At 37.5% G+C, this 25,878-nt stretch carries 31 protein-coding genes and 1 tRNA gene; 10 read left to right on the top strand and 22 right to left on the bottom strand.

From position 1 onward, the window contains the following. Positions 1-54: 54 nt before the first annotated feature. Positions 55-1,122, bottom strand: coding sequence for a 3-dehydroquinate synthase (gene aroB, locus LPB89_RS08380; RefSeq protein ID WP_230701305.1), 1,068 nt, complete (start codon positions 1,120-1,122; stop codon positions 55-57). 91 nt (positions 1,123-1,213) lie between these two features. Here aroB and LPB89_RS08375 point away from each other — a divergent pair, with 91 nt between their 5' ends. Continuing rightward, the gene (locus tag LPB89_RS08375; protein ID WP_127340617.1) at positions 1,214-2,383 is read left to right on the top strand and encodes a proline dehydrogenase family protein; all 1,170 of its coding nucleotides are present in this window, start codon (positions 1,214-1,216) and stop codon (positions 2,381-2,383) included. A 285-nt stretch (positions 2,384-2,668) separates the two neighbouring features. Here LPB89_RS08375 and LPB89_RS08370 read toward each other — a convergent pair whose 3' ends face one another. Further along, the gene (locus tag LPB89_RS08370; protein WP_230701304.1) at positions 2,669-4,459 is read right to left on the bottom strand and encodes an ABC transporter ATP-binding protein; all 1,791 of its coding nucleotides are present in this window, start codon (positions 4,457-4,459) and stop codon (positions 2,669-2,671) included. Between the two features lie 264 nt (positions 4,460-4,723). Here LPB89_RS08370 and LPB89_RS08365 point away from each other — a divergent pair. Beyond that, positions 4,724-4,801, top strand: a tRNA-Val gene (locus LPB89_RS08365). Positions 4,802-4,886: 85 nt separating this feature from the next. On the opposite strand, the gene LPB89_RS08360 is transcribed toward LPB89_RS08365, so the two are convergent. Both LPB89_RS08360 and LPB89_RS08355 read right to left on the bottom strand, forming a co-directional pair. Next, complete coding sequence (locus LPB89_RS08360) at positions 4,887-5,573, bottom strand: nuclease-related domain-containing protein (RefSeq protein WP_230701303.1); 687 nt, start codon at positions 5,571-5,573, stop codon at positions 4,887-4,889. A 92-nt stretch (positions 5,574-5,665) separates the two neighbouring features. Continuing rightward, a complete protein-coding gene (locus tag LPB89_RS08355; RefSeq protein ID WP_230701302.1) occupies positions 5,666-6,142 on the bottom strand; it encodes a hypothetical protein in 477 nt (158 codons plus the stop codon). A gap of 345 nt (positions 6,143-6,487) precedes the next feature. Between LPB89_RS08355 and LPB89_RS08350 the strand changes: the two genes are divergently transcribed. Then, the gene (locus LPB89_RS08350; RefSeq protein ID WP_230701301.1) at positions 6,488-6,895 is read left to right on the top strand and encodes a helix-turn-helix transcriptional regulator; all 408 of its coding nucleotides are present in this window, start codon (positions 6,488-6,490) and stop codon (positions 6,893-6,895) included. Between the two features lie 203 nt (positions 6,896-7,098). Here the strand turns inward: LPB89_RS08350 and LPB89_RS08345 are convergent, their stop codons facing one another. The 3 genes from LPB89_RS08345 to LPB89_RS08335 all read right to left on the bottom strand — a co-directional run bounded on the left by LPB89_RS08345 (position 7,099) and on the right by LPB89_RS08335 (position 10,923). Continuing rightward, entirely contained in the window at positions 7,099-8,148 is a 1,050-nt protein-coding gene (locus LPB89_RS08345) for a serine hydrolase (protein ID WP_230701300.1), read from the bottom strand. 47 nt (positions 8,149-8,195) lie between these two features. Continuing rightward, positions 8,196-9,098 carry a GyrI-like domain-containing protein gene (locus LPB89_RS08340; protein ID WP_230701299.1) on the bottom strand — a complete coding sequence of 301 codons (903 nt, stop codon included), beginning with the start codon at positions 9,096-9,098 and terminating at the stop codon, positions 8,196-8,198. Between the two features lie 364 nt (positions 9,099-9,462). Then, positions 9,463-10,923 carry an NAD(P)/FAD-dependent oxidoreductase gene (locus LPB89_RS08335; RefSeq protein WP_230701298.1) on the bottom strand — a complete coding sequence of 487 codons (1,461 nt, stop codon included), beginning with the start codon at positions 10,921-10,923 and terminating at the stop codon, positions 9,463-9,465. 138 nt (positions 10,924-11,061) lie between these two features. Here LPB89_RS08335 and LPB89_RS08330 point away from each other — a divergent pair, with 138 nt between their 5' ends. The 4 genes from LPB89_RS08330 to LPB89_RS08315 all read left to right on the top strand — a co-directional run bounded on the left by LPB89_RS08330 (position 11,062) and on the right by LPB89_RS08315 (position 13,247). Further along, the gene (locus tag LPB89_RS08330; RefSeq protein WP_230701297.1) at positions 11,062-11,310 is read left to right on the top strand and encodes a hypothetical protein; all 249 of its coding nucleotides are present in this window, start codon (positions 11,062-11,064) and stop codon (positions 11,308-11,310) included. Positions 11,311-11,367: 57 nt separating this feature from the next. Further along, positions 11,368-11,937: a Crp/Fnr family transcriptional regulator gene (locus LPB89_RS08325; RefSeq protein ID WP_127339903.1), complete on the top strand. Its 570-nt coding sequence runs from the start codon at positions 11,368-11,370 to the stop codon at positions 11,935-11,937. Between the two features lie 80 nt (positions 11,938-12,017). After that, positions 12,018-12,755: an SDR family NAD(P)-dependent oxidoreductase gene (locus LPB89_RS08320; RefSeq protein ID WP_230701296.1), complete on the top strand. Its 738-nt coding sequence runs from the start codon at positions 12,018-12,020 to the stop codon at positions 12,753-12,755. Positions 12,756-12,803: 48 nt separating this feature from the next. Continuing rightward, positions 12,804-13,247 (top strand): VOC family protein, encoded by a 444-nt coding sequence (locus LPB89_RS08315; RefSeq protein ID WP_230701295.1) that lies wholly within the window; start codon positions 12,804-12,806, stop codon positions 13,245-13,247. A 253-nt stretch (positions 13,248-13,500) separates the two neighbouring features. On the opposite strand, the gene LPB89_RS08310 is transcribed toward LPB89_RS08315, so the two are convergent. From LPB89_RS08310 to LPB89_RS08295, 4 genes are read right to left on the bottom strand one after another with little or no spacing between them, the layout of a single operon-like run. Next, positions 13,501-13,824, bottom strand: coding sequence for a MazG-like protein (locus LPB89_RS08310; protein ID WP_230701294.1), 324 nt, complete (start codon positions 13,822-13,824; stop codon positions 13,501-13,503). Between the two features lie 3 nt (positions 13,825-13,827). After that, a complete protein-coding gene (locus LPB89_RS08305; RefSeq protein WP_230701293.1) occupies positions 13,828-14,742 on the bottom strand; it encodes an AraC family transcriptional regulator in 915 nt (304 codons plus the stop codon). 10 nt (positions 14,743-14,752) lie between these two features. Beyond that, on the bottom strand, positions 14,753-15,076 hold the full coding sequence (locus LPB89_RS08300; RefSeq protein WP_230701292.1) for a hypothetical protein: 324 nt from the start codon (positions 15,074-15,076) through the stop codon (positions 14,753-14,755). A gap of 12 nt (positions 15,077-15,088) precedes the next feature. Next, a complete protein-coding gene (locus tag LPB89_RS08295; RefSeq protein ID WP_230701291.1) occupies positions 15,089-15,895 on the bottom strand; it encodes an SDR family oxidoreductase in 807 nt (268 codons plus the stop codon). A 185-nt stretch (positions 15,896-16,080) separates the two neighbouring features. Here LPB89_RS08295 and LPB89_RS08290 point away from each other — a divergent pair, with 185 nt between their 5' ends. From LPB89_RS08290 to LPB89_RS08280, 3 genes are all read left to right on the top strand, one after another. Continuing rightward, positions 16,081-16,980, top strand: a complete 900-nt coding sequence (locus LPB89_RS08290) for an NmrA family NAD(P)-binding protein (protein ID WP_230701290.1) — start codon at positions 16,081-16,083, stop codon at positions 16,978-16,980. 12 nt (positions 16,981-16,992) lie between these two features. Beyond that, the gene (locus LPB89_RS08285) at positions 16,993-17,730 is read left to right on the top strand and encodes an SDR family oxidoreductase (protein ID WP_230701289.1); all 738 of its coding nucleotides are present in this window, start codon (positions 16,993-16,995) and stop codon (positions 17,728-17,730) included. A gap of 116 nt (positions 17,731-17,846) precedes the next feature. Beyond that, positions 17,847-18,674, top strand: coding sequence for a helix-turn-helix domain-containing protein (locus tag LPB89_RS08280; protein WP_370635488.1), 828 nt, complete (start codon positions 17,847-17,849; stop codon positions 18,672-18,674). 79 nt (positions 18,675-18,753) lie between these two features. Here the strand turns inward: LPB89_RS08280 and LPB89_RS08275 are convergent, their stop codons facing one another. The 11 genes from LPB89_RS08275 to LPB89_RS08225 all read right to left on the bottom strand — a co-directional run bounded on the left by LPB89_RS08275 (position 18,754) and on the right by LPB89_RS08225 (position 25,841). Then, entirely contained in the window at positions 18,754-19,317 is a 564-nt protein-coding gene (locus LPB89_RS08275) for a DUF4256 domain-containing protein (protein WP_230701287.1), read from the bottom strand. 19 nt (positions 19,318-19,336) lie between these two features. Continuing rightward, positions 19,337-19,714 carry a DoxX family protein gene (locus tag LPB89_RS08270; RefSeq protein WP_230701286.1) on the bottom strand — a complete coding sequence of 126 codons (378 nt, stop codon included), beginning with the start codon at positions 19,712-19,714 and terminating at the stop codon, positions 19,337-19,339. A gap of 7 nt (positions 19,715-19,721) precedes the next feature. After that, positions 19,722-20,189, bottom strand: a complete 468-nt coding sequence (locus LPB89_RS08265) for an SRPBCC domain-containing protein (RefSeq protein ID WP_230701285.1) — start codon at positions 20,187-20,189, stop codon at positions 19,722-19,724. Positions 20,190-20,192: 3 nt separating this feature from the next. Then, positions 20,193-20,510, bottom strand: coding sequence for a helix-turn-helix transcriptional regulator (locus LPB89_RS08260; RefSeq protein ID WP_230701284.1), 318 nt, complete (start codon positions 20,508-20,510; stop codon positions 20,193-20,195). 118 nt (positions 20,511-20,628) lie between these two features. Further along, positions 20,629-21,204 (bottom strand): YdeI family protein, encoded by a 576-nt coding sequence (locus LPB89_RS08255; protein WP_230701283.1) that lies wholly within the window; start codon positions 21,202-21,204, stop codon positions 20,629-20,631. Between the two features lie 24 nt (positions 21,205-21,228). After that, positions 21,229-21,642 (bottom strand): DUF1761 domain-containing protein, encoded by a 414-nt coding sequence (locus LPB89_RS08250; RefSeq protein ID WP_230701282.1) that lies wholly within the window; start codon positions 21,640-21,642, stop codon positions 21,229-21,231. A gap of 230 nt (positions 21,643-21,872) precedes the next feature. Then, positions 21,873-22,238, bottom strand: a complete 366-nt coding sequence (locus LPB89_RS08245) for a hypothetical protein (RefSeq protein ID WP_230701281.1) — start codon at positions 22,236-22,238, stop codon at positions 21,873-21,875. A gap of 183 nt (positions 22,239-22,421) precedes the next feature. Further along, positions 22,422-23,354 carry a transglutaminase gene (locus LPB89_RS08240; protein WP_230701280.1) on the bottom strand — a complete coding sequence of 311 codons (933 nt, stop codon included), beginning with the start codon at positions 23,352-23,354 and terminating at the stop codon, positions 22,422-22,424. An 18-nt stretch (positions 23,355-23,372) separates the two neighbouring features. Further along, entirely contained in the window at positions 23,373-24,224 is an 852-nt protein-coding gene (locus LPB89_RS08235; protein WP_230701279.1) for a substrate-binding domain-containing protein, read from the bottom strand. A 153-nt stretch (positions 24,225-24,377) separates the two neighbouring features. Beyond that, positions 24,378-24,854, bottom strand: coding sequence for a DUF4265 domain-containing protein (locus LPB89_RS08230; RefSeq protein WP_230701278.1), 477 nt, complete (start codon positions 24,852-24,854; stop codon positions 24,378-24,380). A 117-nt stretch (positions 24,855-24,971) separates the two neighbouring features. Then, the gene (locus LPB89_RS08225; RefSeq protein WP_230701277.1) at positions 24,972-25,841 is read right to left on the bottom strand and encodes a nucleoside phosphorylase; all 870 of its coding nucleotides are present in this window, start codon (positions 25,839-25,841) and stop codon (positions 24,972-24,974) included. Positions 25,842-25,878 lie beyond the last annotated feature (37 nt).

The following is a 25,878-nucleotide window of genomic DNA, read 5'->3' as shown; positions in this document are numbered from 1 at the left end:
GGCAAATGTAAAAAATAAAATATACCAAAAGCAATGGTTTTGATTAAAAAAAGTTTAAGATTTATAATCTTCAAACGCGTCCAGAATTAATTTATTTTCAACGGATTGATTAATTTTTATTTTTCCGATTCCTTCAATCAATGCAAATTGAATTAAACCATACTCATTTTTTTTGTCGTGAATCAGCAATTCGAGGATCGGTTCGATGTCATTTTCTTCAATAGTCACATTGTCATAAATGCTTTGAATTGCGGTTTTAATTTCTGCATATTCTGCTGCAGTAATTAAGTTTTTATGTAATGAAATATAACTTTCAAGAATCATCCCGATCGCAATGGCTTCACCGTGTAATAAAGTCTGCTTCGTTTCGCTTTCCAAAAAGTAACTTTCGATAGCGTGCCCTAAGGTATGACCGAAATTCAGCGCCTTACGGATGTTTTTTTCGGTTGGATCCTGAATAACAATTTCATTTTTAATTTCTACAGAGCGATAAATCAGTTCATCAAAATCAGCATAATCAATTGATTTTAAATCTAAAAACTGCTGCCAGTAGGCTGCATCATAAATCAGTCCGTGTTTTAGCATTTCCGCCAGTCCTGAACGCATTTCGCTTTGCGATAAGGTTTCAAGGTATTGTGTGTCGATTAATACCATCTGGGGTACGTTAATAACACCAATCTGATTTTTCAGGTTTCCTAAATCTACTCCGGTTTTTCCTCCAACAGAAGCATCGACCATAGACAACAAAGTAGTTGGAATGTTGATAAAATCCACTCCGCGTTTGAAAGTTGAAGCTACAAATCCGCCTAAATCGGTCACCACACCGCCACCGAGGTTAATAAGAAGCGATTTTCTGTCGGCACCCAGTTCGGTCAGCACCTTCCAGATTTCGATACAGGTTTCGATATTTTTATTGATTTCACCGGATTCAAATTCGATTATTTCTATGGTTAAATCAGTTTCAAGTAAGGGTAAAAATTTAGGTAAGCAATGCTTATTTGTTTCATTATCAACTATAATAAACAAATTAGAGTATTTATTTTCTTTCAAATGTGTATTTAAAGCTTCGTATGCATTTTGGTTGAAATGCACCAGATAATTATTGGCCTGAATAGATTGCATATTTTTTTGGTTAATTGAATCCGCAAAATAAGGCATTTTTAACTAAATAATATTGAAACTCTGTCTATATTTGCACAAAAAAATAACCTAAATGGAAAAAATATTCGATAATACTCAGGTTGCATTTTCGTTAAAAAGCGATACGGAACTTGACAGAGCTTATTTTCTTTTTAAAATGATCGACAGCGAACCCTTGGTGAGGATAGGAACTGCTGTTACCAATTTTGCTATTAAAGCACATTTGCCAGTAGAAGGATTAATCCGCGCAACCGTTTTTGACCATTTTTGTGGTGGTATCAACGAAGACGATTGTATTACTGTAGTAGACAAAATGTTTACCAAAGGCGTTTCATCTGTTTTAGATTATTCAGTTGAAGGAAAAGAAGAGGAAGAGCAGTTTGACGCTGCTTTGGAAATGACTTTAAAAACAATAGAATTTGCCAAAGAACGTCTGGCGATTCCGTTTGCGGTTTTTAAACCAACCGGGTTAGGTCGTTTTGAATTGTATGAAAAATTAGGAGAAAAACAAACATTGTCTCCGGCAGAACAGGCGGAATGGGACAGAGTAGTGGCCCGTTTTGACAAGGTTTGCAGTGAGGCACACGCCAAAGATGTTTCTTTACTGATTGATGGTGAAGAAAGCTGGATGCAGGATGCTGCTGACGATTTGGTTACTGATATGATGCGCAAATACAATAAAGAGAAAGCAATTGTTTTTAATACGCTGCAAATGTACCGTTGGGATCGTTTGGATTATTTGAAAAGACTGCATGCGGTTGCCAAAACAGAAGGTTTCTTTATTGGAATGAAACTGGTTCGCGGTGCTTACATGGAAAAAGAAAACAAAAGAGCTGAAGAAAAGAATTATGTTTCCCCAATTTGTGTTTCTAAAGAAGCAACAGATGATAATTACGATTCAGCTGTACACTATATGCTGGATCATTTAGATACCATGTCCATTTTTGCAGGAACTCACAACGAATTGAGTTCTTATAAACTGATGGAAATGATGCAGCAAAAAGGAATTGCGAAAAATGATAACAGAATCTGGTTCGGTCAATTGTACGGAATGAGTGATAATATCAGCTACAACTTAGCCGAAAACGGTTATAACGTTGCTAAATATCTTCCGTTTGGACCTGTAAAAGACGTGATGCCGTACCTAATCCGTCGTGCTGAAGAAAATACATCTGTAGCAGGGCAGACCAGCCGTGAATTATCGATGATTAAGGCAGAGCGTAAACGCAGGAAGGGGAAGTAGTTTTCAGTCGCAGTTTTTAGTCTCAGTCTTAGTCTGGATTTTTAGATTTTTAGATTTTTAGATTTTTAGATTTTTAGATTTTTAGATTTTTAGATTTTTAGATTTTTAGATTTTTAGATTTTTAGATTTTTAGATTTTTAGATTTTTAGATTTTATAAAAAAACGCCATTTGCTATGCAAATGGCGTTTTTTTATTCCTAAACCCGACAGGTTTTAAAAACCTGTCGGGTTTGTTTAAAGTTTGTGATTGGAATTTGGCATTTAAAAAATTTGGAATTTCAATTCTTACGAGTTACTAAACTGAAGATTACTTAAATTTTTATAAATCCCGTTTTCAAGGTTTATCAATTCCTGGTGTGTTCCTTCTTCGGATATTTTTCCGTTGTCTAAAACCAGAATTTTATCGGCATTTCTGATTGTAGACAGACGGTGCGCGATAATAATGCTTGTTCTTCCTTCCATCAGGACTTCTAATGCTTCCTGAACTAATTTTTCGCTTTCACTGTCTAAAGAGGAAGTCGCTTCGTCTAAGATTAAGATACTTGGATTTTTAAGCAATGCCCTTGCAATAGCGATACGCTGACGCTGACCGCCTGATAATTTTACGCCGCGTTCTCCCACCAAAGTTTCGAATTTCTCCGGGAAACCGTCTACAAAGTTGAATGCGTTGGCTTGTTTGGCCGCCTGGATGATTTCTTCATCGGTAGCCTCTGGTTTTCCGTATGCGATGTTTTCCTTGATGCTTCCTCCGAATAAAATTACATCCTGCGGAACGATACTCATGTTTCCACGAAGATTTTCCAAATCATAATCATAGATATTTTTTCCATCAACGGTGATTTCTCCTGAGGTGATATCGTAGAAACGAAGCAATAAAGATGATATAGTCGATTTACCGGCACCACTTGGTCCCACAATCGCAATTTTCTGACCAAATTCTGCCGTAAAATTGACATCTTTTAGCACTTCGACTTCTTTTCGGGAAGGATAGCTGAAGGCTACATTTTTAAAAGAAACATTTCCTTTTATTTTTTCGATCGGTGTAGTTGCTCTTTTTGCATTGATTTCTTCCGGGGTTTCTTCCAGTAATTCGAAAACACGTTCCGTAGCACCAACCGCTTTCTGGATTTGCGCATACATTTCGGCGATTCCTCCAAAAGAGGCCCCGATAAATGTGGTATAAAGTACAAATGAAATCAAATCACCCACACCTTCAACTTCGCCTTTGATCGTTAAAGTAATTCCGTACCAAACGACAGCCACTACGCAGCCAAAAAGACAAAGAATAATAAAGGACGCGAAATAACCTCTGTATTGACCGCCTTTGATAGCGATTTTGACAATCTCTTTTATTTTGTTTTTATAACGCTGAATTTCGTACCATTCATTAGCAAAAGCCTTTACATTGCTGATTCCCTGAAGGGTTTCTTCGACGATAACCTGGCTTTCGGCTACTTTATCCTGTGTTTTCTTTCCGTACTTACGAATAAATCTTCCGAAAATTACGGCTGCAACGGCGACAATCGGAACAATAGCCAGCATCATTAACGTTAATTTCGGACTGATGCTTCCTAAAATAACAAAACCACCAATGATTAGGATTAACTGACGTAAAAACTCAGCAATAGTAGTCGTAAAAGTGTCCTGTAACTGAGAAATATCGGCACTGATACGGCTGTTTAGTTCACCAACACGTTTTTGAGCATAAAAAGACATTGGGAGTTTAACCAGGTTTTCATACAAGGCAAAACGGATATTTGACAGGGAGTTTTCTGTGAAATTCACAAAAAGCGAAATCCTGAAAAAAGAGAAAATAGCCTGTAGTGTCAGGATCCCCATAAGTCCAATAGCAATTTCGTTGGCCCTGCTCAGGTCTTTTTTGGTTACACAATCGACTAACATTCCCATTAATTTAGGGAAGGCGAGGGCAGTGGCACTGGTCAATAAAAGAAAAACCAAACCGAGGAAAAATTTCCACTTGTGGTTTTTACCATATTTAAAAATCTGAAGTGCTTTTTGAAGTGAATTAGAGTTTAATTTAGCTTTCGGTAAATCGTTTTCCTGGAATCGTGGCATTTGAGTATACTATTAAGGTATGCAAATGTATGATTATAGCATCGCACTACAAAAGATTATTCGAGATTACCGTTTGGGATTTTGTTTTTTAACTAAATTTTAGAAAAAGCAAAAATTAATCGCCATTTTAAGAAGCTGAAAAATAGAGTAGTAAATAATAATCTCGAAAAATATTTCATTTTTTTTCTAAATATGCTTGCAAATACAAATTCTAGCTGTATATTTGCACTCGCAATCACAAAATGATAGCAGCCTAATAAAATAGGGCGATTAGCTCAGCTGGTTCAGAGCACCTCGTTTACACCGAGGGGGTCGGGGGTTCGAACCCCTCATCGCCCACCAAGAAACTCCTTAAGAAATTAAGGAGTTTTTTTTGTTTTTATCTGGGAATATTATATTATCGTTCCGGGAAATACAGATTCGTGAGTTAGTGAAAAATTCGATCTTCACCTAACATGTCTTTTATGTTTTTAATATGTTGTTCGGAAATCTTCTCGTTATTACCGTTTTCTACAGCTGCAGATAAAACATTAACAACATCACGTTTACTTTTGTAATTTGCAGGTTCATTTTCTTTAAGAATCTTTTTCACAACATCTACTACTCTTGGCGATTTAGCTAAAAAGGTATTGTTTGGAATAAAACTAACATCCCTAAATTCACAATCTCCAAAAAATACCACGACTGAAAAAAATGGAATATTTTGAAAATCAGGTAGCGTTGCTTTAAGATTTTCTACATGTTTTTTATTTTGAAGAATTGGATTATAGAAGTAATATTTCTCTTTTCCGTAAGCTAAAACTTGTGTCCATTTATTCTGATTTCCAGTTCCAAAAATCCATCCGCTATATTTTTTTACTTCAAAAACAATTATTCCAACTTTTGTTGCAAGAACTAAATCAATTTGAGAATAATTGTCATATTTATCGCGAAGATATAAATCGTGAAAAATGGTTTGCGCCGGAAATCCTGCTTTTAAAAGTTTTAGAACCAAATTTCTTTCCGTTTTCGTGCCACGATGAGATTTTGTAACAGTTTCTAATAATTTCTTATCTCTTATGTAGAAAAAGATAAATATAAAAATCGCTAATAAAATTACTCCCACGATGATCATAAAATATTATTTTGAAGTTCCTAATTGATTGGTAGTTTTTAGAATTTACTACTTCTGTTTTCATAAGTTTATCTAAAATGTCATTTGTTCCCTTATCTTAAAATTATATTTGACCAAATTATGTTTTTCTTTTTCTGCTGTTCTTCAAAGTCAAAGTTGAATTCTTTATGAGTTCCGGATACTTTCATTAAGTTAAAGCCGATCTTGAATTTTATTTTTGAAGTAGCAATTGTCTGACGCATTAGTAACCTAATTTTCAGTGTTCTTGATTTTCCTGGTGCAAGTGTCAAAATTATCGGAATATTTTTGTCACAATTTTTTGCTTCAACTTGCAATTTATTATTATCGACTGAATAAAAGCTTTGCCATGAGCAAGACATGCTGTAATATCTTAATGTATCTTTAGTATTGTTGGTCAGAGTTGCAGGAGTTATCCAAAATGTTTGATTGTTTTCTTTTACAACTTTTCCTCTTATTATTGTCAATGTATAATTCTCTTTTTTTACCGTCTGAGAAAAAGTCAAACAATGAAAAAGCAAAACAGCTACTGTCAATATTATTCTTGTCATATCTTTGATTTTTTTGTTGGCTTACTGCTAACTTATTTATATTGACCATAAAACTGCATCTTTTGAGATGACTTTTAGCTATTAGACGTCTAATATAAGAAATATTTTCACTTCGATCACTGAAGAGTTTTTGTGGAAAGCCATGGGCGAATGCTTCCTAACTTCGCACCCTTATTTTAATCAGGTAAAAAAATCTCCGCTCTTTAAAAAGAATAATCTATTCAAAATACAGATATAATATCTTACAAAAAGAATGCTTTACCGGATATTTTTTTATCTTTGAAACGCACAGTTTTTAATCAAAATCGCTTTATCTTTGAGCTTTTAGAAATATTGACACGCATTATGGAACAGAAAATACATCAGGGAAGAAACGTAAAACGCTTCAGGGAAATGCTTAACATAAAACAGGAGGCATTGGCTTACGATCTGGGAGAAGACTGGAATCAGAAAAAAATTTCTATGCTGGAGCAAAAAGATGTAATTGAAGAGAATTTGCTTAAACAAATCTCAGCTGTATTGAAAATTCCGGTGGAAGCTTTTCAAAATTTTGACGAAGAACAAGCTGTAAATATTATTTCTAATACATTTTCAGATTTTAAAGATGGAGCCTCTGCGATTAATCTTCACCCAGTATTTAACCCTATAAAAGAGGTATTAAAAATACACGAAGAAAAAATTGCCTTATACGAACGCATGCTGAAAGAAAAGGATGAAATGATGGCAAAGCTTGAAAAACTGATTAATAAATAATATTTATAAAAGAGCTATAAATTTCACAAAGAGATTCTATGTAAACGCAAGGTTCGCAAAGCTTTATCTGTTACAGCTTTGCGAACCTTGCGTTTATATAGGATCCTATAAGCAAAAAACCTTTGCGTGCCTTGCGGTTAAATCAATTTTAATGCAAAGCCAGAAGTTTGGAATTTATCATTTCAAGTATCTTCCCCGGTGTTTTAATTCCTTACAGGGACCTTAATTTCGTTATAAGGCTTACCTTCCAGTATAGATTTTACAGAATCACTAATAGCCTCTAAATTATTCTGTTTGTTATTGCTCATTAAAATAATGGTAAAGTCAGGATTACTGATTAATAAGGCCTGATAATTAAAAGCAGCACCGTCATGTATGTGGTTTAATACCTTGCCCTGTTGTACACTTCCTTCTCCAAGACCGGTTTGATTTCCCTCAGAAAAAGGAGTAAAAAGTGTTGTTGTTGATTCCGGCGTAATCAGCTTAAATGAATTAATCGCTTGTGACCATTTGTAAAAATCTGCTGAATTTAATGCTGTCCAGCCTGAAATATTATACTTAATAAGATCCTGTTTTCCTTTATTATTAAACGATTTGGCAAAAAGTTTCTCTTTTTCATCCGGATCAACAAGTCCATTTTTGATCCCGATCGGCTGAAGTAGTTTTTTTTGAACAAAAACATTGAACGGCAGCTGCGTTATCTTTTCTATAATTCTCCTTTGCAGAAATACATTGTTGTTATTATAATCGTACTTCGTTCCCGGTTCAAAATCAAGAGATTCTGTTTTTTTTAATTCCGTCATATTGTCGGAATCCTGATTGACTTCACTCCATTTTATTTGCGGGAGGCCGCTTGTATATTGAAGCAGGTGTATTATTTTAATTTTATTGGCCCAGGAAGGAAGATCGGGAAGGAACCTGGAAACAGGATCTTCCAATTTTAACTTTCCTTGTTCTTTTAGCATCATAATACCGACCGCATTAAATTCTTTGGCGATTGAACCGATATGAAAACGGTATTTTTTATTTAATGGAAGAACACCACTCGCATCTGCCTGTCCAAAGGCTTTCTCGTATATTATTTTTCCGTTTTGCGCAATCAAAACATTCCCGTTGAATGCTTTTGAATGTTGTGCTTTTTGAAACAAACTGTCAAGATTGCTTTCTTTCTGAGAGGATTGCGGGTAGGCCTTGCTAAAGCTTAGCACTAAAATCGTAAAAAGTAAAAGGCTGCTTTTTTTTATCTTATTCATTTTATGAATTTAATGTTTTTATATGCCATTTTTCAGGACATCCTGTTTTACTCAATCGGAATACAAAAATCTACGATGCTGATTTTTTCAGGATGTTCATTAAAATTGTTGTAGTAAATTTCATAGGGATTCCGGTCTGCTTTTTTATATCCGTTTTCGCTCATCCAGATAAAAAGACCCGTCCAGGATTTTTCAAATTCACTGATGCCAATTTCAAAACGACCCACGATACATTTTCCCTTTTCAAGCGTAGTCAGGCCAATTTCGCCGCTCACTTCAACTTTTTCTTCCAGTGAAATGCAGGCACTCATTCTGACTTTATCAGGTTCGGTAATTTTAAAACTATCGTGATAAATGGTCACTACTTTTAGATTCTTATTCTCTAAAAGTCCTTTTGGAGTTGCCCATTTTATTAATTTGGCATACGAATTTTCCATTCCGTTGTGCCCGATTTGCGTAATATAGGCTAAATCCAGTTTTGGCATTTCTTTAATTTCAATTTTTGCTTTCATTTTAATCCAGTTGATATGATTATTAATGTTGCAAATATAGGCTGCTAATAATCCGGTTTCTTGTCCGTTCTTGCTTTCTGTTTTACCGATCTTGCTAAATTTATAGGGATTGTTTTTTCTGAATTCTGTCGGACTCAGACCGTAAAATTTTTTGAAGGTTCTGGTAAACGACGAATTACTATTAAATCCATGCTGCAAAGAAAGTTCAGAGATTGAAACTTCTCTTTGATGCAAAAGTACGGCTGCCGTTTTTTCAATTCTTTTGCGTGTAATGTATTCGTTCAGGGTTTCGCTGGTAATGGCCTTGAAAATTCTATGCAAATGAAATGGCGAATAAAACCCAATGGCGGCAAGGGTTTCCAGGTTCAGTTCCTGGTCTAAATGCTCATCAATAAAAAGGAATATGTTGTTAATTCGTTTGATGTAATCTTCTTTCATTTATCCGGCGTTAGAAATAGTGCATAATTAGTAGATAACTGCTGAATTTTTTAATTCATCCAATCAATTAAGTTGAGGCAACCTAAATGATTTTGCTCCTGCTAATATAAAATTATTTTTTATTAGAAATAGTACATTCAGTTTTCTGTCAAACGGTGACAAAATTTTAACCGCAAGGCACGCAAAGGTTTTTATCCCGTGATTGTGCTTACAAACGCAAGGTTCGCAAAGCTTAATGTGTTACAGCTTTGCGAACCTTGCGTTTCTATAGAATCCTATAAACAAAAAAACTTTGCGTGCCTTGCGGTTAAATCAATTGTAACGCAAGTCAGAAGTTTGGAATTTGGAATTTTCTATTTGGAATTTATTTCAGACACCTGCCACGTGGTTCATCACCTTCATGAAGCACAACTTCGGAATGCAGGAATTCTGCAGCCTCAGCTGAATCTTTGACTTTAACGGCGCTGCGTTCCAGCATTTCCGATTCAAAATCCCTCAATACACTTTCTCTTATTCCCGCTTTTCTCCATTCTGATAAAGGCCTGCATCCCTTTGAGATTCCACGGGCAAGTGAAAGCGCATCCAGTACCGCCTGATTGGCTCCCTGTCCTTTAAACGGGCTCATGGGGTGGGCTGCATCTCCAATTAGTGTGACCTGGTTTCCTTTCTCCAGCAATTCGGAGCGAAGTAATTCACGGTCATATACCGGATAACCGGAAACCTGAGCTGCGAGCGTTGCGGCCATAATCTGCGGAATCGGATCGTGCCATTGCGTTCTGCGACATGCTTCTTCCTTCAAAGCCTGAGGTCCCTGAGCGCTTAGTGCTTTCGCTTCTTCTTCGGACATTGGAAAACTGAGCTGCCACATCACGGAGTCTGCTGTATAAGGCATCATATAAATACGTTCGTTACCATTGGCAGTTTGAAATACTGTAGCAGAATCCAGCAAAGGACTTTTTAGACCTTCAAGCGCTTTCAAGGGGCAAATTCCCAATATGACAATACAACCGAGGTAGCGTAAAGGCGTAACGTCGTCACCAATCAACAATCTGCGTACCGAACTGCGAATACCATCGGCTCCCACAACAAGATCTGCCTTAAAGTGCCTGATTTCCCCATTCACCTGAAAGCTCAGGTCAACGCCTTCGTTTTCAGATTCCTTAAAATCGAGCAGCTGGTGTCCCCATTGTATCCTATTATCATCGCCAAGCTGCTTCAGCAATGCCAAGCGCAAAGATTGCCGTGCGATATGTATATTGGAACGTTTCGTAAAATTTTTCACCTCTGACGGTATCCATTTTCTGACTCCCCATTCGCCAATCACTTTTCCGTCTGTGGTATGAACGAGATGTCTTGTTGAAATCACGCCTTCGTCTAAGGAAAAAATACCCAATCCTTCGATTGCTCTACTGGCTTGCTGCAAGGTGAGTCCATACCCCTGAGACCGGGCTTCAAAGTCTGTATCTCGCTCAAAAAGCGTAAAAGGGATTCCTCGGTGCAGACAGGCCACAGCCAGAGCCACTCCACCAATACCGCCTCCAATTATGGCTACGTGTGGGTAGTTTTCGGTGTCAGCTACAGGAAAACTGTCTGAAGGAATTAATCCGGATCCCGAACAGTCCGGACAGGAGTAGAGGTTGGCTTTAGGTCGTACTGGAGGAGTTCCTTCGCCATTTGTCTTTTCAAATTGATCTAATGCGATCTGATAAAGGAGCCGTACTTTTTTGCTGAGTCTGCGGCTTTTTTTACCGCGCCCCTGACATTCGGGACAAATAGTCCAGCTGGTTTTTTCATTTCCTGATTTTTCCAATTCCTCTAACTTCATTCTGATTTTCTCTGTATAAAAAACTTAGCTGTTTGTGACAATTGCGCAAATTTAGGATAAAAGATATCCAGTTTAAAACTACTTTAGAATTTTTGGGCAAATTCTTTTATCTTTAACAGCAACTATACCTATTAACAAATGAAAAACGAAGGACTAAACAAAATGAGTGATGAACAATTACTCAAATATCAGAAAACATTACGAATTGTAACGTATATGCTTATAGTTGCCATATTAGCATTGCTGGTTATCAATATTTTGAAAGCTATGGAGAAAGGCGTTAATTCTTTTAGTATTATTCCCATTGCATTAGTTCCTATTGTAATCGTCAATTTTAAAACGCTTAGGGAAATAAAAAAGGAAATAGGGGTAAGGAACTTAAAATAAATTACTTTTTTGCCATAAGGCAAATCCCCAATAAAAAGATATGCTTAACTTTCCGTCATGAAAGAATTAGTACAATATATTTTGCAGTTTGGCAATTTAAATCAGCAGCAGATTGATTTAATCTCAAAAAAAGCGACCGAAATAAACTTTGGCAAAGACGAATATTTTTCTGAAGCAGGAAAAGTCTCGGTTCAGGTTGGTTTTATTATCGACGGAATCATGAGGGTTTGCTATTACAATAACAAAGGCGAGGAAATCACCAAATACTTCATCGAAGAAAACAATCTGGTTGTAGATCTGGAAAGTTTTAACAACAGCGTTTGCTCTTCGGCATATGTTCAGGCCGTTACAGACTGTACGCTGATCGTATTTTCCAAAGCTGACTGGGAAGAACTTCTGGCTACCATTGTGGGCTGGGACACTATCGTACATAAAATCATTTCAAGAGCCTTAATGCAAAAAGTAGACCGAAGAAGCCCTTTGGTCTCAGAGGACGCTACTACACGTTATCTGTCTTTTATGGAAAAATATCCCAAAGTTGTTAATCGAATTCCGCTTTCGTATCTGGCCTCTTATTTGGGAATTACACAATCTTCCTTAAGCCGGATTCGAAAAAACATTCGCTAAAATCGCTTTTTGCCAAATGGCAAATGGTTTTGTTTTTTATCGCTGCAACTTTGTAATCAATAATTTAAAAAGATAACAAAATGAAATCAGCACTAATTACAGGAGCCAATAGAAGCATCGGTCTGGAAACAGCCAAACAGCTTTCAGAAAAAGGATTGTTCGTTTACATCGGAAGCCGTGACCTTGCAAAAGGAGAGGAAGTTGTAAACGAATTAATACAAAACGGTTTTCAGAACATCAAAGCCATTCAGATCGATGTTACGGATGCCAAAAGTGTTTTGGCTGCCAAAAACATAGTAGAAAAAGAACAGGGAAAATTAGATCTTCTCATTAACAATGCCGGTGTCTTGGGCGCTTTACCTCAGGAACCGTCAACGAATTCGATAGAAAATATTCAGCAAACCTTTGACACCAACTTTTTCGGCGTAATAACCGTTACCCAGACTTTTCTGGAGCTGCTTAAAAAATCAGACAGTCCGAGAATCAGCAATATCACTTCGGGACTGGGTTCGCTTACTTTGCACAGCGATCCGACCTGGAAATACTACGCCGTAAAAGCACTTTCTTATGTTTCATCAAAAGCTGCCCTGAACGCTTTTACGGTTACACTGGCATACGAACTCAGGGATTTACCATTTAAGGTCAATGCCATCGATCCGGGTTATACCGCAACGGATTTCAATCACTTTAACGGTCCGGGAAGTGTAGAAAGTGCCGCAGGTTTTATTGTAAAACATACTTTAACCGATGAAAATGCGCCTACAGGAAAATTTTTCAGCAACGATATTGAAGACGAAAGCGAAGAAAGTCCATGGTAAATAAAACGTTCTTTACAGTATGCTTTTCTAAATAAAAAATACATTAAAATGGAAAATCAAATCACACCCCTCACATTTCCGGAAAAAAATACGGCCAGCATTTTTAGTGATCTTAAAGCAGGTCACGTGGGAATCCGAACTACAAAATACGATGAAATACTGCAGTGGTATACAGAAAACCTGGACTTCCGCATCATTCATAAATGGACTGTAGGCGATATTAAGCTTGCTTTTATTGCACCGCCCAATGACGACGATTTTATTATCGAAATTATTTGTTACGACAGTGCAGAAAAGAGCAGCACCGAAGAAAAATCAGGGTACAACCATTTGTCTTTTAGCGTCGATAATTTAGACCAGACGATAGAATACCTTACGAAGAAAAACATCACGATTAACCGGAGTTTTAGCGTTCCGGCAATTGGTCTTCGCGTGGCTTTTATCGCTGATCCTTTTGGCAATACTATTGAATTTTGCGATGAGCTTAAATAGTACATCAGATTCAACCAAAAAACCTCCAAAGTCAGATGATTTTGGAGGTTTTATTATGATGTCAAATATGTAATGGCTTGACTCATTAGGTACAATTCAAATTGGTGTCAGGCTCAGCGGAGTCAAAGCTCTTTTCATTTAAAAAGCCTTCGACTACGCTCAGGATAACATTGATTTCTAAAAGGATAAAGATATTTCACTCTAATTTATACTTTATCTATTTGTTTTTATATCAGATAAGAATTTCAGTGAATTACATGCCGATTAATTTTTCAGTTTTGGACAGGAAGTCTTCAACCGCTTCTTCAATATCAATATTCATTCGCTCCGACAACACCACAAGCCACCAGATCGATTCACCCAGTTTATGTCGGAGTTCTTCGTCTGTGTTTGTTTTTGGCCATCTTCCTTGTTGTGACATCGTGAGTCTTCCCACCAGACCGGCGTCGGTCAGGAAAGCTAAGGCATCTTCTTCTACCGTCCATTCGCTGCCATGGTGCCGCAGTTCTAATTCGTGGTATTGTTTTCTTATTGCCAGGGAGCGCTGTTTCAGGGCTTCTAAATTTATTTTTGCCATACTTTAATTTTTATGAAAGGACTGTTGAAAGGCTATTGGTGTACTGTTGGTTTTTTGTCTGAACAATTTATTGAACGACTGCGGATGTTCAAATCCTAATTTATAAGCAATCTCGGCTATCGAAAAAGTTCCTTTTACAAGGTATTCTTTGGCTTTTTCGATGAGTTTGTCGTGAATGAAGTGCTGGGTGTTCTGTCCGCAGAGATTTCGCAGCAAATCACTCAGGTATCTTGGTGACAGTTTCAGTTGTTCGGCTACAAAAGCAACCGTTGGAATGCCTTTTAATATGGCTTCTTCATCATTGAAATACGTGTTTAACAAATTTTCCAGCTGGGCCAGTACATCATTGTTTATGGCTTTTCGCGTTATAAATTGTCGGTTGTAAAACCGGTTGCTGTAATTAAGCAAAAGTTCGATCTGCGAAATAATAACATCCTGGCTAAAAGAATCAATCCGTTCCTTCAGCTCATTCTGAATACTGGTATAAACGCCCAAAATAGTTTCTTTTTCATTTTCGGACAAATACAAGGCTTCAGATGCCGTATAATTGAAAAAACCATATTGTTTGATACTGGCATTTAAAGCATAGGGGCGAATAAAATCAGGATGAATATGCAATGACATTCCGCTGTAATCCGCTTCTTCTTCCTGCATTTTCAAAAGCTGTCCCGGAGCCACAAACGACATTCCGCCTTCTTCAAAATCATAAAAACCATGTCCGTATTTTATTTTTCCGTTAAAACTCGTTTTAAAAGATATTTTATAAAAATCGAGCATAATGCCCTGTTCAAAATCCTTCGGATCAAAAACAGCTTCTCCGTAATTGATAATACTGATGAGCGGATGCAGGGGCTTTGGCAGTGCCATCGCTCTATGCAATTCAGAAAGTGTATGGAATATTTTAGGCTGATTTTTCATGGCAATGATTTTAAATCCCCGATGGATTAATTTGCAAACTTACGAAATGTTCTATTGGCGTAATATTCCAGCTGACGGTACGCTGATCGATCATATCGTGTACGACAGAATCGCTTAGCTCGTCCATTAGTAAATGCATGGCAGCGGTTCCGTCTGTGGTGCTGTCCCAGACCAGCATATCGTATACGGTACCTTTTAATTCGAAGATTGTTCTGGAACGAAAGCCTTGCTGACGTTTTAAAAAAGCATCAATTTCTGCATTGGCGTCTATGAATTCTGTAATCGTAAACCCTTTTAGTTTAAAGGTAGTCAGTTCTATAGCGTGATTTTTCATCCTTTTATAAAATTAAAAAGTAAACATTGCTTTTATATTTCCAATCTGAGCTTCCGCGCCCGACTGAATACGTTCGTTATACAAGGCTATGGCATCGTTTCCGGCTATATAGCGCATTTGATTTTTACCGTCAGTAGTCGCGCCGTATACAATTTTGGCAACATCTTCCACTTTGGAATAACTGGCCAGTTGTTCTGCGCTGTAGCCTTTGCTGACTTCCGCTGTTAATTTCTCATAAGCATCGTGCTGGCCTGTTTCCATAGAGCGAATAGCAAAATCAGTCTGCATGCCTCCCGGAGCAATCACTTTGACCTGTATTCCAAATTGCACTAATTCTGACGCGAGACTCTCCGAAAAACCATCAACGGCAAATTTTGTAGCACTGTACACCGAACAGGTCGGGAATCCCATTAATCCAAATGTAGAAGTGATATTCAGAAACATTCCGCTTCTTTTCTCTCGGAAGTGCGCCGTAAAGGCTTTAGTAACTCGTATAACGCCCATTAGATTCGTTTCAATCTGACGGAAGATCTGTTCATCGGTTAAAGCTTCCAGCGCACCAATTAAGCCATAACCTGCGTTATTCATAACCACATCGACCGTATATTTTTCAGTTACACTTTTTATCGTCTGGTCGATTTGTGCAGCATCCGTCACATCCAACGGAAGTACAATTACATTTTCTAATGTATTCAGTTCGTTTTCCTTTTCCGGATTACGCATCGTAGCAATAACCTGCCAGCCTTTGCTTTGAAATAAAAGTACTGTAGCCTTTCCTAAACCTGCCGATGCCCCTGTGATAAAAATTGTCTTTTGCATTTTTTTGTTGTTTTAAAATGATACTGCAAAGTTGTGCCGAAACGCAAAGAGGGAAGTAGCCGATTTGCCTATTGTATGCGCCAAAATGACGGTTTCCTCAATTTGACTTCGCATTTCCTCAATTAGGCTACGTCGCAAGAATGTTGTCTGATGACCTTTGTACTATAATTTTAAACAATATAAAAATGAAAATAGTACTAACAGGTTCCTTAGGAAATATCAGCAAACCCCTAACGGAAGAATTAATACAAAAAGGACACACTGTAACCGTAATAAGCAGTACATACGGAAGAAAATCAGCCATTGAGGCATTGGGTGCAAAAGCCGCTATTGGCACGATGCAGGACGTTAGTTTTCTGTCGGAAACCTTTAAAGGAGCTGATGCCGTTTATCTCATGGAAACACTGGACCACAGCACTTTTACGGATCCGAATATTGATATTATAGCCGAGATTACTGCCATTGGCCGTAATTACAAACAGGCTGTTGAAAATTCGGGCGTAAAGAACATCGTGCTTTTAAGCAGTGTCGGCGCCCATACCGACACAGGCAACGGCAGTCTGGTGATGCATTACGAGGTAGAAAATATTCTAAAACAGCTGCCGGAAGAGTTTCGTATAAAATTCATGCGCCCAGTTGGTTTTTTTACCAATCTCTACAGATCCTTAACAACAATCAGAGAAAAAGGGATTATCATTTCCAATTATGGCGGAGATCAGAAAGAACCGTGGGTTTCGCCTTTAGACATTGCGGCTGCCATTGCCGAAGAAATCGAAAAGCCTTTTACCGGAAGACAAGTCCGTTACATCGCCAGCGACGAGATTTCTCCCAATGAAATTGCAAAAGTTCTGGGTGAAAGTATCGGAAATCCGGAGCTTAAATGGGTGAAAATTTCAGATGAGGAATTATTAAACGGAATGTTGGCTTTTGGCATGAATCCTCAGATCGCTAACGGTTTTGTCGAAATGCAGGCCGCTCAGGGAACGGGCACCTTGTATGAAGATTTCTACCGTCATAAACCAACTTTAGGCAAAGTAAAACTGGCTGATTTTGCCAAAGAATTTGCTCTTTTTTATAACAAGTAAATAACAGACAAAATGAAAAAAGTACTCATTACCGGAGCCAATAAAAGCATTGGCTTTGAAACCGCCCGCCAGCTTTTACAAAACGGCTATTATGTTTATCTGGGAAGCCGTGATTTGATAAAAGGCGAGGAAGCCGTAAATCAACTCAAAACAGAAGGTTTTACGGAAGTCGAAGCCATAGCACTTAATGTTTCCGACGCCGAATCCGTAAAAGCAGCACGAATTGAAATAGGAAAAAAGACGCCCGTTTTGGATGCGCTGATCAATAATGCCGGCATTCATGGCGGAATGCCGCAGACTGCACTTGAAGCTACTATAGACCAGTTTAAGGAAACTTTTGAAACAAATGTTTATGGTGTGGTGCGAATGACACAGGCCTTTTTTGATTTATTAGAAAAAGCAGAACAGCCCCGTATCGTAAATGTTTCTTCCAGTGGCTGTTCACTCATCCTGCACAGTGATCCTTCCTGGAAATATTATACACACAAAGCGGCCGTATATCCCGCTTCTAAAGCTGCCATGAATATGTATACTATCAATCTGGCTTACGAATTAAGAGACACGGCCTTCAAAGTAAACGCTGTTTGTCCGGGTTTTGTAGCCACCGATTTTAACAATCATCGCGGAACCGGAACGGTACAGGAAGCCGGTGCCAGAATTGCGAAATATGCGATGATTGGTGAAGAGGGTCCGACAGGGAAATTTATCAGTGAAGAACATAATCCGGAAACAGGAGAATGTCCGTGGTAAATTCAGCCGAATTAATTTAACTTTACAAGATGAAAAAGGAAGAGAATTTACCTCGAAAATTTGAATCTTTATCTGACTTTCATAGGGTGTTCGGGCTGTCAAAGCCTTTGCACCCCATGATAAGTTGTACAGATATGAAAGAGATCAATATTGTACCCAATGAACTGGGCCATTCATTTATACTGGATTTTTACAAAATTGCTTTAAAGGACAATACCTGCGGCAAAGCCCGTTATGGCCAAAATTATTATGATTTTGGCGAAGGCGGCCTGGTATTTTCAGCACCCGGTCAGTTATTTGAATCTCCTCCGGAAAAAGGAACCTCAGGTTATTTGGTATTGATTCACCCGGATTTATTACTGACGTATCCCTTAGCGAAAAAAATCAAAAAATATGGTTTCTTTTCGTATGCTGCGAGTGAAGCACTGTATTTATCCGATAAGGAGAAAACGACCATTATGTCGATCTTCAAAATAATTGAAGACGAGCTGGAAAGCAGAATAGACGATTTCAGTCAGGATGTTATTGTCTCTCAAATTGAATTGTTACTGAATTACAGCAATCGCTTTTACAAACGCCAGTTTATCACACGCAAAAGCGTGAATAATGATTTGCTGCAAAAATTAGAAGAAATCCTTGATGATTATTTCAACAACGAAAAAACATCCCTCAACGGAATTCCGACCGTGCAGCAGCTATCGGAACTTTTAAATTTATCTCCGAGTTACCTCAGTGATATGCTGCGGGCGCTGACAGGCCAGAATGCACAGCAGCACATTCATGCGAAACTTATGGAAAAAGCGAAAGAATTATTGTCCACAACCAATTTAACGATAGCAGAAATTGCGTACCAGCTGGGTTTTGAACATCCGCAATCGTTTAGTAAATTATTCAAAACAAAAGCTGCCGTATCACCTCTGGAGTTTAGAAATTCTTTCAATTGATGATCACAAATATTTTAAAAACCAAAAACCTCCATTATTGCTCAATGGAGGTTTTTTATAATGTTTGTATCTGTTATTTCTAAACTTTCAGCAGACCGCGAAACCCTCTGGCCGCATAATAAGAATCGGCACCGTTATGATACACAAAAACGGTATTATATCGGAAATCCGAAAAAAGGGCGCCACCCAATTTTCTGATGTCTGCGGGTGTTTTGATCCAGCTCGAGGTTTTGGTATCAAATTTTTCTAATTGCTGTAATTCGCGATATTGTTCTTCGGTCAGTATTTCAATTCCCATGGCTACGGCCATATTAACAGCACTGTCTTTGGGTTTATTTTCTTTCCTTTTTTCCAGCGCTTCATGATCGTAACAAATACTTCTGCGGCCTTTTGGGCTTTCCGGAGCACAATCGACAAAAATATATTGGTCTGTTTCTTTATCATAGCCAATAACGTCCGGCTCGCCTTCGGTTCTTTCCATTTCGTCCAGCGATCCCAGTTTTTCAGGACTGGCTTCTAATTTTGTCTGGATTTTGTTCCAGTCAAGGCCTTTATGACGGTGCATATTCCCCTCAAATCGCTTTTGCAATATAGTAAGCAACGCTTCCTGCTGATCTTTTGACAACTTATTTTTAGTACTCATGTTGTTTCTAATTTTATAATTATCTGGAAATTATTTTTCGGTCTGCCGGTCTGAAATACCAGGATAAAAGGGTCAGAATAATCAATAATAACGGACCAAAAAGTTCTTTTGCTCCATCACCGGAGAAAAGATGAGAAAAAACAGCTCCCGACATGGCAAAGAAAAAGCCAGCGTAAGTCCATTCTTTCAATAAAGCAAATTTAGGAATAAGAATAGCAATTACCCCTAAAATTTTCCAGACACCCAAAATCGTTAAAAAATAGAGCGGATACCCCAGGTGTCTCATCATTTCTGTTTCTTCTTTCAATGGGATTAACTGTACAATTCCGGTCGATGCCATCCCTAAAGCAAGCCAAAGTGTGGCAATCCAGTAGATCATTTTGTTTCTCTTTGTCATCTTGTTTTTATTTTAGTTTATTTACAATATCCTGCAATCTTTCGTGGGCCATATTCAGACCTTGTGCAAAAGGCAGTTTCAGCATTTGATCTCTCAGGGCGACAGATTTATAAACAATTTGCATGGTCAGTTTACTGGTTTCAGCAGTGCATTCTTCAAATTCCAAAAACTCAAGCTGGGCAGGGAAGGGGCTGTTTTCCATTTCAAAAGTGCGTGTAATTTTATGGTTGGGAACAAATTCGTGAATAACGCCATTGGCACCAAATACCACATTTCCGTTAGCATCACTGGTTTCAAACTGCCAGCTGCCATGTTTTTTATTTTCCAGCTTTATGACTTTTGTTCCCATCCACTGCGCTACAATTTCAGGCGCTGTATACGCTTTGAAAAGTAACTCTAAAGGAAGATCAAATTCCCTTGTAATAATAAGTTCCTGTTTATTGTCTTCAGCATTTATTTTTGTCTTTCTTTCCATATCTTATTTTTTATAATTTTTCATGATTGCTTCCAGTTTATTAAAACGTTCGTCCCACATTTTCCGGAAAGGCTCAATAAAACTGTCTATTTCCTTAATTTTTTCCGGATTTAAATGATAATAAATTTCTCTTCCGTTTTGGGCCTGATGCAGTAATTCACATTCACTGAGAATCTTAATGTGTTTTGAAATGGTTTGCCTTGAAGAATCAAAATTGGCTGCTATTGCACCAGGTGTCATCGCTTGCAGGGCCACTAAGCTTAAGATGGCTCTGCGGGTAGGGTCGGCTATTGCCTGAAAAACATCTCTTCTTATTTCCATTGCGCAGTTATTTGACTGCAAATATAATGCAGTTATTTGACTGCGCAAATTTATTTAACATTATTTTCTATAAAACATTCAAAAAGAGCCCTTTGCTGTTATTTTACAGGAAGTATGCTTAGCTAATGTGTTTTGGTTTTAAATTCTGAGCGGCAAGTACAGCCACTTCATTGATTCGGTTTTGTCTCGTTTCGGGGCGTTTGGCAGAAACGATCCAGTAGAGGATCATTTTTTTGACCGATTTGCTTAAACTTAAAAAATAGTCTTTCGCACCCGGATTTGCTTCAAAAGCAGTTTCCAGATCTTCCGGTATAAATAATTCCTCTACAGTATCTAAAATCGTCCACGAGCCATTTTGTTTGGCGCGTTCGACACTTTCAAGTCCGGCCTGAAACATAAGGCCTTCGTTAACCAGCCGTTCAATTTTTTCTTTATTTATTTTTGACCAGTTGCTATTGGGTTTCCGTCTGGTGAAAAATTGTATAAATTTATCAGCATCAATAGATTTTCGCGTGCTGTCAATCCAGCCGAAACAGAGTGCTTCATCGACTGCATCGCTCCAGCTGATTGTAGGTACATTTGCCTGTTTTTTATAACAAACCAGCCAGATAGCTTGTTTCACCGTATGGTTTTCTTTTAGCCATTCTCTCCAGTCCTGTTTGCTTGTCGGATAAAAAGTTTCTATATCCTCCATTAGTTCTTTTTTTGAAATTATATTTTATTTCATTGAAATTAAAATTATACTGACGATCAGAATTCCAATTAAATGATACGTGCCTGTTATAATTCCGTATAGTATTGGCCGCGGAATATTCGGATTAATCGCGATATTTACAGTGTTCGCAAATAAATATCCGATACCGATAAACAAAGAAAACTCCCAGGCACTGCTTAGTGTTTCTATCTGCAGTGCGTAAATAAGAACTGCCGTTGCTATGGTAATAATGAGCGAGCATACCGCCGGACCCATAATAAAGATAGGTTTATTTTCTAAAATTTCATTTTTTCGGCCTAAGGAAATTTTATACGGTTCGCTGAAGAAAGCGGTAAACCAAAAGGCCCCAAGCAAAAAATAGGCTACAAACGCAAGTAAAACACTGATCCAGTTTAAATTTTGTAATTGATTCATCATAAATTGATTTTTTAAAGATTATTCCACAAAGCTACCGCGTCGTGTGACAACGGTATGTCAGCAGTAAAAAACTAAAATCAAACAAACCGGAAAACCGGGATAATTTTAAAACCTCTAATTTTATAGTGTTGTGTTCCGTAAGGAGTAAGCATAAAAAAAACTCCTTAAATTAAGAAGTTTTTATTCTTTTGGTGTGGTATTTATTCAAATGGAGTACATAAAAACAGGAATTATATTTTCTTGAGCGTCAACTTCATCTCCTTGCTGTCCAGTATCAGTTCATCACTTGTGATGGTGCTTTCGTAGGGATAAGGGGTTCCTGTTTCGTCCTTAATGACCAGGCTTTTTCCTCCTTTGGTCAGGGCGTAAGTGCCATTTGTTATATCACCGTCTAAGTACCCGTTAACATGCCCGTCTTCTGTAAAGGTTAATTTTCCTTGTTTCAGAATTACATTTTTAGCAGAATCGGAAAGAGCCATTTTAGCTTCTACGGTAGTAATTTTCCAGGAGTTAATCAATTTATTTCGACCCTTACACGAAAACAGAACTATGACTGCCAGTGTAATCCCAAAGATAAATAATCTAGATTTTTTCATAATTTTTTGATTAAAAGTTAAACATGAAACAAGTTACAAAAAAAATAAACCCAAAATACTCACAGTCAGTTATTTAGAGAAAATGAGATCCTTACAGGGTTTTGACCTGAAAAATTTCGCTCTTTATATTGTTTTTGTTAAAAAGCAAATAATCAGCGACTTACTTCATATTTAAAAAAGACATTAATTAAGGGTAAGCGCCCCCAAAATCTCTTCATACATAAAAGGTCCGCCTGGGTATTTGGCGGTATAGTCAAGATTCATCCAGACCTGACCCCGTTCGTCTATATGATAATGCAAAGTCTGTTTATAGCTTTCTTTTACAAAAAGCACATTCTTGATCAGATAATTGACTTTCTCCAGGTCGATCAGGGAACCGATTAAGATTTCAGGATAAATATGTCCCTTGGTGTGAATAAGCCTTGGAGTTCCGCCAATAGAACGAATAGCAGCCGCCATTAAAATAGAGTGGTCGTCACAATCTCCGGAAAAATATTCTAAAGATTCACTGGCCGTTGCAATATAATCTCCTTCTTTGGGGTCATTTACATAATTCCAGCGGCTGTTTATTTCTTTGAAGACCGCAAAACACTGAATCGTTGTTCTGTAATCTGAATATCCTTTTAATCCCTTAAAATGCTTTGTAGTGGCCATAATGGCAAAATTCCGGACTTTTGGGTTCTCGTATTCTATGGCGCTCAGAATCTTTGATTTATTCGGAAACGGAAGCAATTTGGCTACAATGATATCCTGTGGAAAAGGATTATCAGACATGGTATAAATCATCGAATTGTAGTCTTCGGAAATTTCGGTAAACCCATAATTGCCTATAACGCTCCCGTAAAACAAAACCAGTAAATAGATCGCAATGCAAACGATAATAATGGTTCGCAACAGCATGAGGAGCATGAAAACCGCAACAAAAACAAATATAAATATGAATACGCGATCTAAATTAAAGGGCCACTTTAAATCGATCAGATTTTGATGCAGTATAATAAAAATCGGAATCGTAATTAAAAGACTCAACAGCATAATAATAATCCTGTCCCAGGGTGATTTCACCTGTAATCTGGATTTTAATTGCGGAAAGTCGATTTTAGGGAATTTTATCATAAGAATCAAAAGCAGTTTTTATAGTGCTTTTACCGTTTCTACAAAAGTACTTTTTTTATCAATAATTCCCAGATCAAATAATTGATTTTGAATTTTAATAAAGGCTTTTTCAGTTAAATGTTTCTGGGACCATTGTGTGAGTTTTAACCATTCCTGAATATCTTCGAGTTTTTGATGAAAAAGCTCCGATAATCTTTTATCTATATCCGGGATCTGGGTAAAATCGTGTGTGGTTTTGTTGATGATTTCAAGGATTTTCTCTACAATCTTCGGGTTCTTTTTCAAAAACTCATCACGAACCGTAATGACAAAGGAAGGCCATGGAGTAGGGCAGTCACCAACTCTTCTGAAAATACCGCTGTCTACCAGTGGTTTTGTCATAAAATGTTCCCACATAAAATAATCTGCTGTTCCGTTTGTCAAAGCTTCAACAGCACCATCCAGCGTATTTATAATTTCAAATTGTAAATCATCTGCTTCCCAGCCCTGTTCATTTGCATTTACATAAGCCATAAGCTGTGACCCTGAACCCAATCGGGAAATAGCCACTTTTTTATTTTCGAGGTCTTTTATGGTCTGGAATTCTGATTTTGCTGCAACATGAATTCCCCAGATCAAAGGGGACTGCACATAAATCTGAACAATTTTACTCGGATTTCCCGCTACAATATCTTTTACAATTCCTTCTGTCAGAATCACGGCCATATCCGCTTCGCCATCACGGAGCATCTGACACATTTTACCTGTACCTTCAGGAATATTTTTCCATTGCAAATCAATATTTTCTGCTTCAAATTCACCATTTTCAATGCATAGATGCCATGGCAAATTGAAGTGCTCAGGAACACCTACAATTTTTACGGTTTTCATTATAGTTTAAGTTTAAGTTAAGTTTGGTATGCTGTTGTAAATTTGTTGTTTATGGTTTGTTGTTGATAGTTTGTTGTTGATAGTTTGTTGTTGATAGTTTGTTGTTGATAGTTTGTTGTTTGTTGTTTGTTGTTGATCGTTTGTTGTTCCAGATTAATTTTTTAGCAAATCTGCCCGGTGTTTATCGGAAAGGCAGGGTTCTCCATAATCGATTACTGTAAGCTCCGTATATTCATCTAATATAGCTTTTACTAAAGAATAATCAGTTTCTTTCGTTACTTCCACGGCAAAAAGAGTTTCGTTCATGCCTTCGGATTCACAATTGATTTCTTTCAGTTTTTCTCTTATAATTTCCTTATCAAAACCTTTTTCTATGATGATAACCTGTACAATTGAGTTTCCTGACGTTTCAATCGTTTCCCTGTAAGTGAGTTTTTCTTCCTTCTCATCATATTCGGCAAAGAAAACATCCCCTGTCGCGATCAGAGGCCCGAAAAAAGGAATATTGTCCAATTTAAAATAGCCTTTTTCCAAATCTATAATTTCTGCCCACATGGTTTCTACAACGGTATCCTCTAATAAATCACTATAGTATCTGAATAATATTTTTTTATGCGTTTCTTTCTCCATTATTTATTTTACATTGGTACACTTAACACATTGTAATTCAATTGAATTAAATGTACCATTAAATTATTTAGTAAAGTCTTAAGAATTATCTAATTTTCAAATTAAAAAATTATCTGATTAATTTCCCGCCAATTTATTTAACGTATAAGTAATCAGCTTATCTACAGCTTTATAGGGATCCTCACTAAAAGTTCCGGAGGCACGGTTGGCTATAATGGCATTTAATGATAATGCCTTATGCCCCAAAAGTGCTGAAAGACCATAAATAGCCGCGGTTTCCATTTCCAGATTTGTGATTTGGCTGTCATTGAACGTAAAATTATCCATTTTAGCATTCAGTTCCTCATCCTGGATATTCAAACGTAACACACGCCCCTGCGGACCGTAGAATCCTCCTGCTGTTGCGGTAATTCCTTTGAAAATCTTATCGGATTCGATAATTTTTTCCAGTTCCTCCGAACAGGCAATCGCGTAAGGTCTTCCTTTTCGGATGTCCCAGTTAGTATGTGCAATAAAAGCGTCTTCGATAGCCGCATTCGAAACTTCATCAATTAAGTAGGAGCGAAGCATATTGTCTAATCCTAACCCGAATTTTGATAGTACAAAACTGTCTACCGGAATGTTTTCCTGCAAAGATCCCGAAGTTCCGATTCTGATAATATTCAGGGAAGTCAGGTTTTCTTTTGGCTGACGCGTTTTCAGGTCGATATTGACTAAAGCATCTAATTCGTTTATAACAATATCAATGTTGTCCGGTCCGATTCCGGTTGACATTACCGAAATGCGTTTTCCTTTGTAAATCCCGGTTTGGGTTTTGAATTCTCTTTTTTGCGTTGAAAATTCGATGGAATCAAAAAACTGAGTGATTTTTTCTACTCTGTTCTGATCTCCGACAAAAATTATATCGTTGGCTATGTGCTCCGGAAGAAGGTTTAAGTGATAAACACTTCCGTCAGGGTTTAATATTAATTCTGATGCTTGTATCATTTCTTTTGAGGTGCTAAGGTTGTGAGGTACTAAGGTG

The organism is Flavobacterium sp. ENC (assembly GCF_020991415.1).
Lineage (GTDB): Bacteria > Bacteroidota > Bacteroidia > Flavobacteriales > Flavobacteriaceae > Flavobacterium.
This window is presented reverse-complemented; position numbering and strand designations above follow the sequence as displayed.

What these genes read in the sequence shown, in the direction of transcription:
- LPB89_RS08310 (WP_230701294.1), bottom strand. Translation starts at nt 13,824, where the DNA reads ATGGCAAAAATAAATTTAGAAGCCCTGAAACAGCGCTCCCTGGCAATA.
- LPB89_RS08305 (WP_230701293.1), bottom strand. Translation starts at nt 14,742, where the DNA reads ATGAAAAATCAGCCTAAAATATTCCATACACTTTCTGAATTGCATAGA.
- LPB89_RS08245 (WP_230701281.1), bottom strand. Translation starts at nt 22,238, where the DNA reads ATGAAAAAATCTAGATTATTTATCTTTGGGATTACACTGGCAGTCATA.
- LPB89_RS08375 (WP_127340617.1), top strand. Translation starts at nt 1,214, where the DNA reads ATGGAAAAAATATTCGATAATACTCAGGTTGCATTTTCGTTAAAAAGC.
- LPB89_RS08270 (WP_230701286.1), bottom strand. Translation starts at nt 19,714, where the DNA reads ATGACAAAGAGAAACAAAATGATCTACTGGATTGCCACACTTTGGCTT.
- LPB89_RS08260 (WP_230701284.1), bottom strand. Translation starts at nt 20,510, where the DNA reads ATGGAAATAAGAAGAGATGTTTTTCAGGCAATAGCCGACCCTACCCGC.
- LPB89_RS08265 (WP_230701285.1), bottom strand. Translation starts at nt 20,189, where the DNA reads ATGGAAAGAAAGACAAAAATAAATGCTGAAGACAATAAACAGGAACTT.
- LPB89_RS08315 (WP_230701295.1), top strand. Translation starts at nt 12,804, where the DNA reads ATGGAAAATCAAATCACACCCCTCACATTTCCGGAAAAAAATACGGCC.
- LPB89_RS08290 (WP_230701290.1), top strand. Translation starts at nt 16,081, where the DNA reads ATGAAAATAGTACTAACAGGTTCCTTAGGAAATATCAGCAAACCCCTA.
- LPB89_RS08345 (WP_230701300.1), bottom strand. Translation starts at nt 8,148, where the DNA reads ATGAATAAGATAAAAAAAAGCAGCCTTTTACTTTTTACGATTTTAGTG.
- LPB89_RS08355 (WP_230701302.1), bottom strand. Translation starts at nt 6,142, where the DNA reads ATGACAAGAATAATATTGACAGTAGCTGTTTTGCTTTTTCATTGTTTG.
- LPB89_RS08340 (WP_230701299.1), bottom strand. Translation starts at nt 9,098, where the DNA reads ATGAAAGAAGATTACATCAAACGAATTAACAACATATTCCTTTTTATT.
- LPB89_RS08320 (WP_230701296.1), top strand. Translation starts at nt 12,018, where the DNA reads ATGAAATCAGCACTAATTACAGGAGCCAATAGAAGCATCGGTCTGGAA.
- LPB89_RS08255 (WP_230701283.1), bottom strand. Translation starts at nt 21,204, where the DNA reads ATGGAGGATATAGAAACTTTTTATCCGACAAGCAAACAGGACTGGAGA.
- LPB89_RS08350 (WP_230701301.1), top strand. Translation starts at nt 6,488, where the DNA reads ATGGAACAGAAAATACATCAGGGAAGAAACGTAAAACGCTTCAGGGAA.
- LPB89_RS08285 (WP_230701289.1), top strand. Translation starts at nt 16,993, where the DNA reads ATGAAAAAAGTACTCATTACCGGAGCCAATAAAAGCATTGGCTTTGAA.
- LPB89_RS08250 (WP_230701282.1), bottom strand. Translation starts at nt 21,642, where the DNA reads ATGATGAATCAATTACAAAATTTAAACTGGATCAGTGTTTTACTTGCG.
- LPB89_RS08225 (WP_230701277.1), bottom strand. Translation starts at nt 25,841, where the DNA reads ATGATACAAGCATCAGAATTAATATTAAACCCTGACGGAAGTGTTTAT.
- aroB (WP_230701305.1), bottom strand. Translation starts at nt 1,122, where the DNA reads ATGCAATCTATTCAGGCCAATAATTATCTGGTGCATTTCAACCAAAAT.
- LPB89_RS08235 (WP_230701279.1), bottom strand. Translation starts at nt 24,224, where the DNA reads ATGAAAACCGTAAAAATTGTAGGTGTTCCTGAGCACTTCAATTTGCCA.
- LPB89_RS08330 (WP_230701297.1), top strand. Translation starts at nt 11,062, where the DNA reads ATGAAAAACGAAGGACTAAACAAAATGAGTGATGAACAATTACTCAAA.
- LPB89_RS08240 (WP_230701280.1), bottom strand. Translation starts at nt 23,354, where the DNA reads ATGATAAAATTCCCTAAAATCGACTTTCCGCAATTAAAATCCAGATTA.
- LPB89_RS08325 (WP_127339903.1), top strand. Translation starts at nt 11,368, where the DNA reads ATGAAAGAATTAGTACAATATATTTTGCAGTTTGGCAATTTAAATCAG.
- LPB89_RS08230 (WP_230701278.1), bottom strand. Translation starts at nt 24,854, where the DNA reads ATGGAGAAAGAAACGCATAAAAAAATATTATTCAGATACTATAGTGAT.
- LPB89_RS08300 (WP_230701292.1), bottom strand. Translation starts at nt 15,076, where the DNA reads ATGAAAAATCACGCTATAGAACTGACTACCTTTAAACTAAAAGGGTTT.
- LPB89_RS08360 (WP_230701303.1), bottom strand. Translation starts at nt 5,573, where the DNA reads ATGATCATCGTGGGAGTAATTTTATTAGCGATTTTTATATTTATCTTT.
- LPB89_RS08295 (WP_230701291.1), bottom strand. Translation starts at nt 15,895, where the DNA reads ATGCAAAAGACAATTTTTATCACAGGGGCATCGGCAGGTTTAGGAAAG.
- LPB89_RS08275 (WP_230701287.1), bottom strand. Translation starts at nt 19,317, where the DNA reads ATGAGTACTAAAAATAAGTTGTCAAAAGATCAGCAGGAAGCGTTGCTT.
- LPB89_RS08335 (WP_230701298.1), bottom strand. Translation starts at nt 10,923, where the DNA reads ATGAAGTTAGAGGAATTGGAAAAATCAGGAAATGAAAAAACCAGCTGG.
- LPB89_RS08280 (WP_370635488.1), top strand. Translation starts at nt 17,847, where the DNA reads ATGATAAGTTGTACAGATATGAAAGAGATCAATATTGTACCCAATGAA.
- LPB89_RS08370 (WP_230701304.1), bottom strand. Translation starts at nt 4,459, where the DNA reads ATGCCACGATTCCAGGAAAACGATTTACCGAAAGCTAAATTAAACTCT.